Source organism: Bacillus sp. FSL E2-0195, assembly GCF_038003645.1.
GTDB lineage: Bacteria > Bacillota > Bacilli > Bacillales > Bacillaceae_G > Bacillus_A > Bacillus_A mycoides.
Genome location: NZ_JBBOPN010000001.1, coordinates 4152744 through 4168331, shown reverse-complemented (window position 1 = coordinate 4168331; position 15588 = coordinate 4152744). Strand labels below are relative to the sequence as shown.

Here is a 15588-nt window from a genome sequence, read left to right as displayed (position 1 = left end):
GGTTTTTATTATTGTTCTTTTTTCACTTTTACACGAGGTAGTATCTTTTGAAGTGGTACTTTTCGAATTCTTTCCCATGTAGCTGGATTCATTGGGTCATATTGATCTAAGAAAGCAATAACTTCTTTTGTAATTGGCGTTGGAGTAGAAGCACCTGCTGTAACAGCTACGTTTTCTACACCTTGTAGCCATTCTAATTGGATTTCACTTACGTCTGCAACGCGGTATGCTGTCGTACCAGCGATTTCTTGTGATACTTGTGCTAAACGGTTTGAGTTGTTACTTTTCGGATCACCGACAACAATTGTTAAATCTGCAACATCAGCTTGTTTAGCGACAGCTTCTTGGCGAACTTGAGTTGCTAAACAAATTTCCTTGTGGAATTCTGCTGTTGGGAATTTTTTCTGAATGTCCTCCATTAAATGTTGAACATCCCATTGACTCATTGTTGTTTGATTCGTAACTAAAATTTTATCCGTTGGAATTTCTAGTGTTTTTAAATCATCAGCTTTTTCGATAAGGTGAACGATATCAGGTGCGATACCAACTGCGCCTTCTGGTTCTGGATGATTTTTTTTGCCGATATAAATGACATGGTATCCTTCAGCTTTCTTTGCTTCGATAAGGTCATGTGTTTTTGTAACATCTGGACAAGTTGCATCAATTGTCGTTAAACCTTTTTCTTTTGCACGTTGTTTAACTTCTGGAGAAACACCGTGTGCAGTGAAAATAACAGTACCAGAATCGATTTTATCTAAAATTTCTAATCGACTTGGACCGTCTAATGTAATGATGCCATCCTCTTCGAAAGCATCTGTGACATGCTTATTGTGAACAATCATACCTAAAATATAAATGGGTCTCGGTAATGATTTATCTAATGCGGCGTTACGTGCAATAACCATTGCGTCAACAACACCGTAGCAATAACCACGAGGGGAAATTTTAACAATCTTCATGTGAGTAATCCTCTCCTTCTAAACAAGGGATACTTTTGTGCATAGTCCATTACATTATAAAGGAGGAGTGGATAGAAAACAAAGGATTGTTACACATATAGTTTTGGTTTTGTTGCTGATTGTTGAACGGGTTCTTTCGGAACCTCTTTTTCTATTACCGGTTCAAGCACTATTTTTTTTCGTTTCCTTTTTGGAGGTGGAGGAGGTGGAGTTGCTACCTCAACCTGTTCTGTTGCATCTTCAGTTTGATTTTCTTCCGTACTTTTTCCAGAGGTGAGGATTTTAACAATGCTTGGTAGACTACGCATAATGGGACCGTACTGTTCGACAACAGGACCGACAGATTGCACGACTTGAGATACTTTTTCGATATTATTTATCATATTAGTTGGGTTCGAAATTAAATTTGAAAAAAAACTACCGATGCCGCTGCTAGATGCCGCTGCAGTTGTAGCTGACGCAGCACCACGTGTATCATTTGATTCATACATTTGAGGTGGTATCATCTGCTCTGGATATTGCTGCATGTATGGCTGATATTGTTGTGTATATTGTTGTTGGTATGGCTGTTGCTGTTGATATTGGGGCGGCGGTTGTTGGTGCATCATCGGTGGCCCTTCCATTTGTCGATAAGGAGGGACCATTTGCATGAAAGGTTCGGTTGGATCGTGTTTTTTAAAGAGTTTAGCAAGGAAACCTTTCTTTTTTTGAGCCATCGGTGGTAGTTGTGGAATCGGATATGGTGTGTAAGATTGTTGTCCTCGATTCGGATACATTTGTCTTATAGGGGATTTCGGAAACATGTGGGAAATCCTCCTTTCTTCAGTTAGGTATATACACATACAATATGCAATGGAAGGAAAGAAGGTTAGTTTTTGAGATAAAAACCTAAACTAAAGATGGATTTTACTTGTAGATTTCGATATAATGTAGACTTGACTGATTTGTGCGCAGTAGAAATTTTAGAAAGAAGGTGTAACTTATGACACTACAAACTTTTACACAGTATGATTTTAAACCATTTTTAATAGATGCAGTTCGTGAACTACGCTTTACAGAGCCAACAGGAATTCAAAAGAAAATTTTCCCGGTCGTGAAAAAAGGTGTGAGTATAATTGGACAATCCCAAACTGGTTCTGGGAAAACACATGCATACTTACTTCCTACATTAAACAGAATTGATGCAAGTCGTGAAGAGGTACAACTTGTTATTACAGCGCCTACTCGTGAGTTAGCACAACAAATTTACGAAGAAATTGTGAAACTAACAAAGTTCTGTGCAGAAGATCAAATGATTACAGCACGCTGTTTAATTGGTGGAACTGATAAACAACGATCAATTGAAAAGTTGAAAAAACAACCTCATATTGTAGTTGGAACGCCAGGACGTATTAAAGATTTAGTAGAAGAAAAGGCGCTATTTGTTTATAAAGCGGATACTATTATTGTCGATGAAGCGGACTTAATGCTTGATATGGGATTCATTCAAGATGTAGATAAAATTGCGGCACGTATGCCTAAAAATCTGCAAATGTTAGTTTTCTCTGCAACAATTCCTCAAAAATTAAAACCATTTTTGAAGAAATATATGGAGAATCCAGAACATATTCATATTAATCCGAAGCAAGTTGCAGCAGGAAATATTGATCATTACCTTGTGCCTTCAAGACACCGTAATAAAACTGAATTAGTGAAAAATATGCTACTTCAATTTAAACCATATTTAGCAATTGTCTTTACAAACACAAAGAAGAAGGCTGACGAAGTAGCCGATGGATTAGCAGAACGTGGATTAAAAGTAGGGCGTATACACGGTGATTTATCACCACGTGATCGTAGAAAAATGATGAAACAAGTTCGTGATTTAGAGTTCCAATACATTGTCGCAACAGATTTGGCGGCACGCGGTATTGATATTGAAGGAATTAGCCATGTTATTAACTATGAACTTCCACCAGATTTAGATTTCTTCGTTCACCGTGTTGGAAGAACTGCACGTGCGGGTCATTCAGGTATTGCAGTGACGATTTATGATCCAGCAAATGAAGAAGCGTTAGATAGTTTGGAAAAACAACGTCATATCGAGTTTAAACATGTAGATTTACGCGGAGATGAATGGGCGGATTTAGGTGACCGTCGTCGTCGTAAGAGCCGTAAAAAACCAAGTGATGGACTAGATGTTATGGCAACAAAAGTTGTTAAGAAGCCGAAAAAAGTAAAACCAAACTATAAACGAAAACTTGCAACAGAACGTGACAAAGTGAAGAAAAAATATAGCAATAAAAAAAGATAAGGGATTTCCCTTATTTTTTTTATTTCACTGCTTGAGAGAAAGTCGATTAATGTAGACTAATAATTAGTGAGGGGTAGAAAAAACGTTGACTAAAGTTTCGCTTTATTGGGTTAATTTAAGTATAGAGTTCAGATTGTTTGAATAGTCCGTTTAATTTATGTAGTGCCTTTTGTGTGAACAAACAATTCGCTACATATTTCTACAAATTATGCTATCATTATATCTATTGTATATTGAAGAGGTGATTGTATGTTAAAGATTGGATCTCATGTTTCTATGAGTGGTAAGAAAATGTTATTAGCAGCAAGTGAAGAGGCTGTTTCATACGGTGCAACGACGTTTATGATTTATACAGGTGCACCGCAAAATACACGAAGAAAACCAATTGAAGAATTGAACATAGAAGCAGGAAGAAAACATATGGAACTAAACGGTATTGAAGAAATTATCGTACATGCGCCATACATTATTAATCTTGGGAATACGACGAAGCCAGAAACATTCCAATTAGGTGTAGACTTCCTTCGCATGGAAATTGAAAGAACATCGGCATTAGGTGTAGCGAAACAAATCGTTCTTCACCCAGGTGCGCACGTTGGTGCAGGAGCAGATGCTGGTATTCAACAAATTATTAAAGGGCTTAATGAAGTATTAACGCCAGAGCAGACGGTTAACATTGCGTTAGAAACGATGGCAGGAAAGGGAACGGAATGCGGTCGTAGCTTTGAAGAAATTGCGAAAATTATTGATGGTGTGAAATATAATGAAAAACTATCTGTATGTTTTGATACGTGTCATACGCATGATGCAGGTTATGACCTTGTAAATGATTTTGACGGTGTGTTAAACGAATTTGATAAAATTGTTGGGATAAATCGTTTACAAGTACTTCATATTAACGATAGCAAAAATGTACGCGGAGCTGGAAAAGACCGTCATGAAAATATTGGTTTTGGTCATATTGGCTATAAGGCATTGCATCAAATTGTGCATCACCCACAACTTACGCACGTACCAAAAATTCTTGAAACGCCGTATGTAGGTGAAGATAAAAAAGATAAGAAGCCACCATATAAATTAGAAATCGAAATGCTGAAAAATGGTACTTTTGATGAAGGAATTCTTGAAAAAATTAAAGAGCAATAAGGAGGGGATTTTCCCCTCCTTATTTTAATAGCTGCTGAAATAAAATATTTACTTGTTGGGCAGTGGCAGGAGTAGTTACTTTAGCGATTTGTTTTAACAAATCTAGTCGCTCGGTATTATCGTAAATGTTAATGTTTTTCCCTTTCATAAGTAAAACGATTTTATCAGCTTGTGCAGTTGTTATTGGAACTTCGTATTCTTTACTATATTTCAATAGTTCTTTTGTAGAAATATGGTTTAATTTTTTGTTCACAATTTGTTTAATGAGGTTCATCGTGTTGTCCTCCTTCACACGTTCTTCTATCGAAATATATGTAAGCATAGCTTGTACATATTCGTATCAAGGTGCATTTTTTCAATGGGAAAAAGAAGCTTATGTTATAATATAAGAACAAAACTATAGATAAAGAGTATAAGGAGGACTTATGGAAAAAAAGCAACATCGAAAAGAAAGTGTTATTCATCTTGTATATCGTTTAGTTATGATTGTCTTTGGGGCAGCGTGTGCGGCGGTAGCGATTGAACTGTTTTTAATGCCAAATAAAATTATTGATGGTGGAATTATTGGTATTTCTCTTATATTAGATTATCTTACTCCTAATATTTGGTGGTTAAGCTTTTCTACTTTAGTTGTTATCCTCAACATTCCTTTTATGTACTCCGGGTATAAGCAAATTGGAAAAACATTCATGTTATCTTCAGCATTTGGAATTGTAGCTTTAGCATTTATTGAATCAACGTTGCATGCTATCCCGCCATTTACAACAGAGCCGATTTTAGCAACAGTTTTCGGCGGTCTTATTTTAGGGATTGGTGTAGGACTTGTTATTCGTCATGGTGGATCGTTAGACGGGACCGAGATTATGGGAATTCTATTAACGAAGAAATTACCGTTTTCTGTTGGTGAATTCGTAATGTTTGTGAACTTATTCATTTTTGCATGGGCAGCATTTGTTTTTGGTGTTGAACAAGCGATGTATTCTGTTATGACGTACTATATCGCATTCAAAACAATTGATACGGTAATTCAAGGATTAGACGAAACGAAAGCAGTTTTAATAGTATCGGATCAATATGAGGAAGTATCAAATGCGATTTTACACCGCCTTGGTCGTGGAACAACAAAACTTGTTGCTAAAGGTGGCTATACAGATAAAGAAAAAGAAGTTATTTATGCAGTTGTAACACGTCTGGAAGTGACGAAGTTAAAATCAATTGTGCATGAAATTGATGAAAACGCATTTGTTACGATTATGAATACACAAGAGACAAATGGTGGTAAGTTTAAATCAGCAATTCACTAAAAAGTTAATTGTAATATCTTTTGAAAGCAGAGAATTATTCTCTGCTTTTTGTTATAATAATAAGGTTTCTTGAAATAAAGAATATATTTTAGGCAGATTGGTTTACAACTATAATAAGCTGTACTATAATTCAAATAGAGATAAATCGGAATCATTCTGAATTAAAATAGGTGAGATGCTATGAATAATATATTGGAAATAGAAGGATTAACGTTTCGGTATGAAGATCGCAACGTGTTAGAAGATATTAATTTGCAAGTTCCGAAGGGAGCTTTTTTAGGTTTAGTTGGACCGAATGGTTCAGGGAAATCGACTTTACTTAAATGCTTATTGGGTGTTTTAAAACCAAAGCAAGGAAGTATTAGATTGTTTGGCATTGATAGTAAGAAATTTAAAGAGTGGAATAAAGTTGGTTATGTATCCCAAAAGGCAAGTAGCTTTAACTCAGGTTTCCCGGCAACTGTTTTCGAGGTTGTTTCAATGGGGCTCGTTTCGAAAAAAGGGCTTTTTCGCTTTTTTACGAAAGACGATAATGCGAAAGTAGAAAAAGCGATTGCTGATGTAGGTATGAGCGAGTTTCGAGGTCGCAACATTGGAGAACTTTCTGGTGGACAACAACAGCGTGTATTTATTGCTCGTGCACTTGTAAGTGATCCGGAATTGCTTATTTTGGACGAGCCTACTGTTGGGATTGATGTGAAAAATGTGGCAAGTTTTTATGAGATACTAGAGGATTTAAACAAAAGATTGGGAATTACGTTAATTCTTGTTACGCACGATATGGGTGCTGTAACAGAGAAGGTGACGCATGTTGCATGTTTGAATCAGCATTTACATTTCCATGGGAATGTAGAGAAATTCCGAGAGTTAGAAGATGCAGAAATGTCGATTTTATATGGACATCATGTTCATCGCTTAGAACATGAACATGGGCATCACGGGAGGATATAATGATACAGGATTTTTTACAATATGATTTTTTACGTAATTCCTTATACGCTGGTATTTTAATAGGGCTTGTCGCACCACTTATCGGCGTGTTCGTTGTAATTCGCCGCATGTCGCTTATTGCGGATGCATTAAGTCATGTGACGTTATCAGGAATTGCAGCGAGTTTATTACTTGAAAAGACAATCTTTACCGGTGGGTTTTTAAACCCTTTATATATGGGGATGTTTTTTTCAATCGGTGGAGCATTGCTAATTGAAAAATTACGTACTGTATATAAACATTATCAAGAGTTAGCAATCCCGATTATACTTTCAGCAGGGATGGGGATTGGAGTTATCTTCATCTCACTTGCTAATGGATTCAATACGGATTTATTTAGTTATTTATTTGGTAGTGTAAGTGCTGTAACAAGTGCGGATTTAATTATTATTGGTATAGTAGCAATTGTTGTTATTGCGACGATTGTTTTATTATACAAAGAGTTGTTTTTACTATCATTTGATGAGGAATACGCTGTATCAACCGGTTTAAGTGCAAAGTGGATTCACTTTATCTTCATTATATTAGTTGCTCTTGTAATTGCGGTATCAATGCGTGTTGTAGGTGTTCTTCTCGTATCATCTTTAATGACGTTACCAGTTGCAGCAAGTATTCGTATTGCAAAAGGATTTAAACAAACAATTTTCTTTTCCATTTTATTTGGTGAAATTGCAGTAATTGGTGGAATGTTTGCTTCGTATCAACTTGATTTAGCTCCAGGTGGTACAATTGTTATGATAGCGGTTCTTATTTTAATTGGTGCAATTTTATGGAAAAAGAAAAAAACTGCATAAAGTAGGGATAGGTATGAATCTAACAGAAGCTTTACGCCTAATGAAGGAAAAGGGATACAAACATACAGGGAAAAGGGAAGAAATGCTGAGATTATTCGCAGCTCATAATCGTTATTTAACTGCGAAAGATGTTTTAGAGCATATGAAGGGTGATTATCCAGGACTTAGTTTTGATACGATTTATCGTAACTTAACGGTTTTTGCTGAAGTCGGTGTTTTAGAGAAAACGGAATTAAATGGTGAAAAGCATTTCCGTTTTACATGCTCCATTATGGAACATCATCATCATTTCATTTGTTTAGATTGTGGTGGTACAAAAGAGATTAATTCCTGCCCGATGGATTTTATGAATAAAGATTTTAAAGGTTATGAGGTAACGGGGCATAAGTTTGAAATATATGGTCGTTGCCCAAAATGTGCAAAATGAGAGGGCTCGTCAGTTATATAACTGACGAGTTTTTAATTTGAATGTAAAAAAAGGTTGCTCACAAAAATTGTGGCAACCTTCTTTTTATTGTTCTTGTTTTTCTTTTTGTTTTTCTTTTTCTCGTTCGGCAGCCATTTCAGCAGCGATTACATCAATTTCTTTTTTCAGTTCTTCTACCATTGTTTCTTCTGGTACTTTACGAACGACTTGCCCTTTACGGAATAATAAACCTTCTCCGCGTGCACCGGCAATACCGATGTCAGCTTCACGAGCTTCACCAGGACCGTTTACGGCACAGCCGAGTACTGCAACCTTAATTGGAACTTTAAGTGTGGAGATGTATTCTTCGACTTCATTAGCAATGCTAATTAGGTCGATTTCAATACGACCACAAGTTGGACAAGAAATAAGTGTTGCGGCATTAGATGCAAGACCGAATGATTTTAATAGTTCACGTGCAACTTTTACTTCTTCAACTGGATCAGCGCTTAAAGAGATACGAAGTGTATTTCCGATGCCTTTACTTAAAATTGCTCCAAGACCGGCGGCGCTTTTTACAGTCCCAGCAAACAATGTTCCTGATTCTGTAATACCTAAATGTAATGGATAATCAAAAGCGCGAGCAGCTTTTTCGTATGCTTCAATTGCTAAGTTAACATCAGAGGCTTTCATTGATACGATAATATCGTGGAAATCTAAGTCCTCTAAAATTTTAATATGGTGCAGTGCGCTCTCGACCATACCATCAGCAGTTGGATATCCATACTTTTCTAAAATATGACGTTCTAATGAGCCGGCATTTACACCGATACGGATTGGAATGCCACGCTCTTTCGCTGCATTTACAACAGCTTCTACTTTATGGCGACGTCCAATGTTACCTGGATTGATACGTACTTTATCAATGCCGCCTTCGATTGCTTTTAAAGCAAGGCGGTAATCAAAATGAATATCAGCAACAAGTGGAATGTTGATTTGTTTTTTAATATCAGCAATAGCATTTGCTGCGCGTTCGTCTGGAACAGCAACACGAACAACTTGACAGCCAGCTTCTTCTAAACGTTTAATTTCAGCAACTGTAGCCTCAACATCATGCGTTTTTGTTGTCGTCATACTTTGTATAATTAATTCATTGTTACCGCCAATTGTTAAATTACCGACTTTAACTGGACGTGTTTTTGTGCGTTGAGTCATTTCATTCACGAATTGATCGCTCTCCTTATAAAAGAAGTTTCTTATTTTAGTCCCTTACATCAATGCTAGTATGTGTGAGAAAGGGCTATAGAAACCAAAGTACTCGGTTTCACTTTTACTATTGTATCAGCGCCTTTATGTAATTGACAAGGATTAAGTGATTGCTTATTGATATAAGGGGAATTTATAAGACTTTCCAACTTGGATTTTTGTAGCAGATGTATTTTTATTTAATTGCTTAAAATCATCAATTACTTTTTCAATAGAAGGAATTTTTTTCTTATTAATCGCTTCTGTAATAGAAAGAACTGTATCGCCAGTTTTTACTTCGATTGCTTTATAAGCTGTATCCGTTTCTTTTTCTGTTTCTTTCTCTTTATTTTGTTTTGTATCTGTATTTTCTTTTTTTATCGTTTGGGCAGCAGATGTTTTTTTGTATGAACTTAACATCGGTAAAGTACCGATTTTTATGTCGTAATAAAATATATAACCGAGGACAAGCACGAATAAGAGTACACCTAATCTCTTCATATCCTTCACTCCTTTGCTAGGAATATATGCTTGTCCAAAAAAAAAATGCCTATTTAGGCATTTTTTTATAGTTCTTGTTTTTCTTTCGGCTTTGGAACTTCTTTAATTGTTAAGTATAGAACGATTAAAACAACTGCAATGTAAATGAATGTTGCGCCAGGTACGTTTATTTTGCATAAATCCATAATCATAAAGAAGATTGTTGGAATTGTGTAGCTGTAAGCAGTTAATGTCCAAACTTGTTTATAAGATAATTTGCGTTGACCGCTCATCGCAGAACCGATGAAGGCAAGCAATGTAACTCCTACAAAGGTAATAAATAATTGGAACAAGTACAGTAAGAACCCAATAACGAATAATAAGATTGGATAAATACTGTCAAATAACGAAATGAAATCTTGTAAATCTTTTTTCTCAAGAGATGCGCCTAATAAGTCATTATAGGAGTATGTTTGTGTTTGACCATTCCCCATGGAGACTACTTTATCTTTTAAAACAAATAAACCTGTTTTATTTTGATATTTTTCTAAGTCTGTTGAATTTGGATCAAATACGAAAAGGGCATTTCCATCTTCTTTTTCGATAGGTTGATCAATATCAGCTGTTAGCTCGCCATTTTCAATTTTAAAATCAGGTAAATCTTTTTCGATTACTTTATTTACCATGTTAACACCATCTTGAATAACGCTACCGTACAAGAAAGTTCTTGGAATAGTAGTGATTAGGCAAAGAAGCATAATATACAAAATGGTTTTACCGATTTTTTGAAAACGGAAAAGCGCCATATCTTTAGGCGAATATACGCTTTTTGCTAGCTGTTTAAAAATGGACATAGATTCACTTCCTTTATGTATGTATAAAATCATTGTAACGTACGAATCTAGAGAAGCTCAAGATATATTATATTTACATATAGTAGAGAGGACTGAATTCCTTCTTATTAATTTACTTCTTTTAGTAGAGAAAAATACAATTGACACTTTTCTTTCGTATATGGTAAATTTATCTTACATTTTTCAAACGATATATCCGATTGGAATTTAGTTATTTTTAATGGTACATACATAATCGTGGACCCTTAGCTCAGTTGGTTAGAGCAGACGGCTCATAACCGTCCGGTCGTAGGTTCGAGTCCTACAGGGTCCATATCCATTTCATATGTTTATTATGTCAGCAGGAAGCTTCCTTGTAGAAGGAAGCTTTTTTTCGGAAAATATGAGCATTTTAATTGAAAAGAAGTGGGAATTTTGCTACTTTAATGATAGCAAGACAAAGCGATTTATTTGTTTGCACCCTATGGCAATTAGGGTAGAATGAAGTTGTATGTCACTTAAGTGACAATACATAAACCGGGAGGAATATAACAATGGCAAAACACGAATTACCAAATTTACCTTATGCGTATGATGCTTTAGAACCTCACTTTGATAAAGAAACAATGAACATCCATCATACAAAACATCACAACACGTATATTACAAACTTAAACGCTGCTTTAGAAGGTCATGCAGAATTAGCTGACAAAAGCGTTGAAGAATTAGTTGCAAACTTAAACGAAGTACCTGAAGCAATCCGTACAGCAGTACGTAACAATGGTGGCGGACATGCTAACCATACATTCTTCTGGACAATCCTATCTCCAAACGGCGGGGGACAACCAGTAGGCGAACTTGCAACTGCGATTGAAGCGAAATTCGGTAGCTTCGATGCATTCAAAGCAGAATTCGCAAAAGCTGGCGCAACTCGCTTCGGTTCTGGTTGGGCTTGGTTAGTAGTAAACAATGGTGAGTTAGAAGTAACAAGCACTCCAAACCAAGATTCTCCTCTAACTGAAGGTAAAACTCCAGTTATCGGTTTAGATGTTTGGGAGCATGCTTACTACTTAAATTACCAAAACCGTCGTCCTGACTACATCGGTGCATTCTGGAACGTTGTAGATTGGAACGTTGCTGAAAAACTTTACCAAGAAGCAAAATAATTAAAGTTAATACAGCTAGAAAAAAGCTAGGGGGTTTTCTCCTAGCTTTTTTCTATGTTCTCCTTTTACATAATTGAGCTTGTCTTTGGAAGACTAGAATATGAAGTAAAGGAGAGTTGTGTATGAAGTGGAAACATGTAATCGGTGATGTTGAAGTGAATCGGGATTTAGTATTATTGCTCGTTATAGGAGGTTTATACACGCTCGCAATTTCTTTATCGAATACGTTTGTAAACATTTATTTATGGAAGCAAACACAAAATTATGTGAATCTGGGCTTGTATAATTTGGCCAGCGTTGTATTGCAGCCTCTAACATTTCTTGTGGGCGGGAAATTAGCGAAACGTATTGATCGCTCGATTTTATTGAGAATCGGTGTAGGCACGTTAGCTGTTTTTTTTATCGTCGTTTTAGTAGCGGGAAAAAGTGCATCTCACTATATTTTATTAATGGGAGCCCTTTTAGGAGTTGGTTACGGTTTTTATTGGCTCGCTTTTAACTTGTTAACATTTGAGATTACAGAACCAGAAACAAGAGATTTTTTTAACGGTTTTCTAGGACTTCTTACATCGTTCTCTGGAATGATTGGACCGATAGCAGCAGGATATACAATTTCACGTATGGAAAAATGGAGTGGTTATACTGTCGTTTTCTTCCTCTCGTTAATGCTATTTGCGGTTGCAGTCGTTCTAAGCTTTTTTTTATCGAAGAGGGAATGTGAAGGACGCTATGAAATTGTGCAAGTATTGAAAGAGCGGCAAGTTGATGAAAACTGGGGAAGAATTACGCGCGCTCATTTCTTCCAAGGTTTGAGAGAGGGAACGTTTATTTTCGTTATTTCGGTATATGTCTATTTAGCATCTGGTAGCGAGTTAGCACTAGGGAAATATAGTTTAGTGAATTCTGCAGTATCATTTGTATGCTATTATTTAGTTGCTCGTATGTTAAAGAAAGAATGGCGAAAAAAAGCAATTTTACTTGGCGGTATTATTTTATACGCGGTTGTATTTTTAGTTATTTTTAATGTTACATATACGAAATTACTTATTTATGCAGCATGTATTGCGGTTGCATATCCTATTTTACTCGTTCCGTACGGCTCCATGACATACGATGTAATTGGTAGAGCAAAACAGGCGAGAGAATGGCGTGTAGAATATATAGTGGTCAGGGAATTATGGTTAAATGCTGGAAGAATTTGTTCCATTTTAAGTTTTTTATGTGCTGTCATATTTTTTCCGCCTGAAAAAAGTTTACCTTTCTTACTATGTATTTTAGGAGCTGGACATTTCCTTATTTATTTTGCAGTTAAAAATGTCAAATATGATGAGGGGAATGTGAACAAAACCAGTGTTGTAGCGCAAGGGAGCACACAGAATCAAACTGAACCAGAAGGTTAACTTATCGCGTGTTTTATGCTAGAATAGAAAAAGATGTAAGACAGCAGTGAGGGCACCTGTATGAAGGTGTCCCTTTCACATTACATAGCTGTTGGTAGAGGGGGTTTGTATGAGCAAGAAGCAGAAAAAGAACCAGACAAAGAAAAAAAACCACGTTCCCTTTCGGTTAAACGTGTTGTTTTTTTGCGTGTTTTTAATGTTCTCCGCGGTTATTGTAAGGCTTGGATACGTACAAATTGTTCGTGGTGAGGAATATAAAAATGAAGTTGAGAAAAAAGAAAATTCAACGATAAGCAATCCTGTACCACGCGGGAAAATATTTGATCGTAATGGAGAAGCGGTCGTAGATAATGAGCCTATTCGTACAATTACATTTACAAAAATGAAGGGATCAACTGCAGCAGATCGCTTAGAAACGGCGAAAAAGTTAGCAGATTTAATTGAAGTCCCAACAGATAAGTTAACAGATCGCGATAAGAAAGATTATTGGCTTGCTTTACATAAAGAAGAAGCAGAAGCAAAAATCACAAAAAAAGATCGTGAAGATTTTAAAGCGAATAAAATTGAAGATAAAGAACTAGATGAACGTCAACGAAATCGTGTAACAGAAGAAGAGATTAATCAATTGTCAGCAAAAGATTTAGAAATATTGGCGATCAAAAGTAAGATGGAAAGCGGATATGCAATGACGCCGCAAATCGTTAAAAAAGGTGCAACAGAAGAAGAATACGCGATTATTAGTGAAAATTTGGCAAAATTGCCAGGTGTAGATACAAATGTCGACTGGGAACGAAAATATAAGTATGATGATATGTTCCGAAGTGTACTTGGTGGTGTAACTTCTTCTGATGAAGGGTTACCGAGAGAAAGATTAGATTACTATCTTGTTCGTGATTATAATCGTAATGATCGCGTAGGAAAAAGTTACCTTGAGCAACAGTACGAAGATAGTTTACACGGCACAAAAGCTGAAGTTAGAAATGTTACAGATAAAGATGGTAATATTTTAGAAACTATTAATGTGTCACAAGGACAACGAGGTAACGACCTGAATTTAACAATCGATATGGAATTACAAAAGCGCGTAGAAGAAATTCTTACGAAAAACTTAATGAGATTTAAAGGGAGCGAACCTCTTTTAGACCGTGCATTCGTTGTAATGATGAACCCGAAAAATGGTGAAGTTTTATCTATGGCGGGGAAACAATTAGTGGATAAAGACGGCGAAACGAAAGTAGAAGATTTTGCATTAGGAACGATGACGAGTTCGTATCCGATGGGTTCAACTGTAAAAGGTGCGACAGTACTTACGGGATATCAAACTGGCGCGATTCAACCTGGATCTGTACAGTTAGATGAACCAATTAAATTAAAAGGTACACAAACAAAATCATCATGGAAAACGATGGGATACATTAATGACCTGACAGCGTTAAAAATGTCTTCAAACGTTTATATGTTTAAAACAGCGATGAATATCGCTGGGGTTCCATATGTGCGAGGCGGTACGTTAGATATACCACAAAAATCATATGATACTATGCGTTACTATTTCGGTCAATTTGGACTTGGTGTAAAAACTGGCATTGATTTACCGAATGAAACGGCTGGACAAAGAGGTAGAACAGATCAGATACCAGGTTTCTTATTAGATTTATCAATTGGACAGTATGATACGTATACACCACTTCAATTAGCACAATATATTTCGACGATTGCGAATGGTGGATATCGTATGCAACCGCAAGTTGTAAAGGAAATACGTCAGCCATCGGCGAAGCCAGAGGAAGTTGGAAAAGTTGTTCAATCAATGGAACCGAAAGTATTAAATCGCATTGATATGCCTGAATCGCAAATTAAACGTGTACAAGAAGGATTTAGACAAGTGTATAACGATACAGGTGGTACAGCTACAAAATACTTTGCAGGCGCACCATATAAAGCAGCTGGGAAAACAGGTACAGCTCAAACTGTATATGGCGGAGATAAAGAGATTGGTAGAAATGCAAAAGGTGAGCGTCGTGAAACATATAATTTAACATTAGTAGGTTATGCGCCACTTGAAGATCCAGAAGTAGCATTTTCTGTTGTTGTACCATGGGTACATGATGATAAAACAGGAATTAACGGATATATTGGTCGTGAAATTATGGATGCTTATTTTGAGTTAAAACAACAAGCAATAACTGGTGAAGCTCCAAAAGATGAAAAAGAGAAAAAAAATAAAAATCAAGATGATGAATAAAAAAGTTGTAAAAAAAGCACACTATCTGAAAAGATAGTGTGCTTTTTTTTATGCCTTACGCATATGGTTTAGTAAATGTGGACAAGCATAAAATATTGAAAAAACATGTAGTTTCAAAAACGATGAACACAACAAGATTAGTGCATACGCTCTAAGTTTGTCTTGTGTGATAGGCGATAGCAGTTTTATCCCGCGTTTGAGGGCGGTAAAACTCCCACCTCAAAATTCAGCTGGAGCAAAGAAGTTAGGTGGGAGCCCTGCTGCCCGTAAACGCCCGATTGGTGAGGGCTAATAATCAGTGGGGGGATGAACAAAACCCCCACTGAT

At 36.3% G+C, this 15588-nt stretch carries 15 protein-coding genes and 1 tRNA gene; 10 read left to right on the top strand and 6 right to left on the bottom strand.

What is annotated here, in order from left to right:
- Positions 1-8 precede the first annotated feature (8 nt).
- On the bottom strand, positions 9-959 hold the full coding sequence (locus tag MHH59_RS21490; RefSeq protein ID WP_002067184.1) for a 4-hydroxy-3-methylbut-2-enyl diphosphate reductase: 951 nt from the start codon (positions 957-959) through the stop codon (positions 9-11).
- Positions 960-1048: 89 nt separating this feature from the next.
- Positions 1049-1762, bottom strand: coding sequence for a VrrA/YqfQ family protein (gene vrrA, locus MHH59_RS21485; RefSeq protein ID WP_002138368.1), 714 nt, complete (start codon positions 1760-1762; stop codon positions 1049-1051).
- Positions 1763-1941: 179 nt separating this feature from the next.
- On the opposite strand from vrrA, the gene MHH59_RS21480 reads away from it, so the two are divergent.
- Both MHH59_RS21480 and MHH59_RS21475 read left to right on the top strand, forming a co-directional pair.
- A complete protein-coding gene (locus MHH59_RS21480) occupies positions 1942-3252 on the top strand; it encodes a DEAD/DEAH box helicase (RefSeq protein WP_002015172.1) in 1311 nt (436 codons plus the stop codon).
- A gap of 249 nt (positions 3253-3501) precedes the next feature.
- On the top strand, positions 3502-4398 hold the full coding sequence (locus MHH59_RS21475; protein ID WP_002129124.1) for a deoxyribonuclease IV: 897 nt from the start codon (positions 3502-3504) through the stop codon (positions 4396-4398).
- A gap of 19 nt (positions 4399-4417) precedes the next feature.
- On the opposite strand, the gene MHH59_RS21470 is transcribed toward MHH59_RS21475, so the two are convergent.
- The gene (locus MHH59_RS21470; protein ID WP_002088657.1) at positions 4418-4672 is read right to left on the bottom strand and encodes a DUF2624 domain-containing protein; all 255 of its coding nucleotides are present in this window, start codon (positions 4670-4672) and stop codon (positions 4418-4420) included.
- A gap of 151 nt (positions 4673-4823) precedes the next feature.
- On the opposite strand from MHH59_RS21470, the gene MHH59_RS21465 reads away from it, so the two are divergent.
- From MHH59_RS21465 to MHH59_RS21450, 4 genes are all read left to right on the top strand, one after another.
- Positions 4824-5702 (top strand): YitT family protein, encoded by an 879-nt coding sequence (locus MHH59_RS21465; protein WP_002015168.1) that lies wholly within the window; start codon positions 4824-4826, stop codon positions 5700-5702.
- A gap of 180 nt (positions 5703-5882) precedes the next feature.
- Positions 5883-6653: a metal ABC transporter ATP-binding protein gene (locus tag MHH59_RS21460; protein ID WP_002015167.1), complete on the top strand. Its 771-nt coding sequence runs from the start codon at positions 5883-5885 to the stop codon at positions 6651-6653.
- Positions 6653-7486, top strand: a complete 834-nt coding sequence (locus MHH59_RS21455) for a metal ABC transporter permease (RefSeq protein ID WP_002015165.1) — start codon at positions 6653-6655, stop codon at positions 7484-7486. Before MHH59_RS21460 ends, MHH59_RS21455 begins: the two co-directional genes overlap by 1 nt.
- 13 nt (positions 7487-7499) lie before the next feature.
- Positions 7500-7913, top strand: a complete 414-nt coding sequence (locus MHH59_RS21450) for a Fur family transcriptional regulator (protein WP_078177932.1) — start codon at positions 7500-7502, stop codon at positions 7911-7913.
- A gap of 84 nt (positions 7914-7997) precedes the next feature.
- On the opposite strand, the gene ispG is transcribed toward MHH59_RS21450, so the two are convergent.
- From ispG to MHH59_RS21435, 3 genes are all read right to left on the bottom strand, one after another.
- The gene (gene ispG, locus MHH59_RS21445; protein WP_129146754.1) at positions 7998-9107 is read right to left on the bottom strand and encodes a flavodoxin-dependent (E)-4-hydroxy-3-methylbut-2-enyl-diphosphate synthase; all 1110 of its coding nucleotides are present in this window, start codon (positions 9105-9107) and stop codon (positions 7998-8000) included.
- Positions 9108-9272: 165 nt separating this feature from the next.
- Positions 9273-9638: a hypothetical protein gene (locus MHH59_RS21440; protein WP_002129120.1), complete on the bottom strand. Its 366-nt coding sequence runs from the start codon at positions 9636-9638 to the stop codon at positions 9273-9275.
- Positions 9639-9703: 65 nt separating this feature from the next.
- Positions 9704-10471 carry a DUF1189 domain-containing protein gene (locus MHH59_RS21435; protein WP_002129119.1) on the bottom strand — a complete coding sequence of 256 codons (768 nt, stop codon included), beginning with the start codon at positions 10469-10471 and terminating at the stop codon, positions 9704-9706.
- Positions 10472-10710: 239 nt separating this feature from the next.
- Between MHH59_RS21435 and MHH59_RS21430 the strand changes: the two genes are divergently transcribed.
- The 4 genes from MHH59_RS21430 to MHH59_RS21415 all read left to right on the top strand — a co-directional run bounded on the left by MHH59_RS21430 (position 10711) and on the right by MHH59_RS21415 (position 15261).
- Positions 10711-10784 (top strand) — tRNA-Ile (locus MHH59_RS21430).
- A 220-nt stretch (positions 10785-11004) separates the two neighbouring features.
- Complete coding sequence (gene sodA / locus MHH59_RS21425; RefSeq protein ID WP_001052029.1) at positions 11005-11616, top strand: superoxide dismutase [Mn]; 612 nt, start codon at positions 11005-11007, stop codon at positions 11614-11616.
- A gap of 122 nt (positions 11617-11738) precedes the next feature.
- Positions 11739-13016 carry an MFS transporter gene (locus tag MHH59_RS21420; RefSeq protein ID WP_002015154.1) on the top strand — a complete coding sequence of 426 codons (1278 nt, stop codon included), beginning with the start codon at positions 11739-11741 and terminating at the stop codon, positions 13014-13016.
- Positions 13017-13125: 109 nt separating this feature from the next.
- Positions 13126-15261 (top strand): peptidoglycan D,D-transpeptidase FtsI family protein, encoded by a 2136-nt coding sequence (locus MHH59_RS21415; RefSeq protein ID WP_002184953.1) that lies wholly within the window; start codon positions 13126-13128, stop codon positions 15259-15261.
- Positions 15262-15588: the final 327 nt, after the last annotated feature.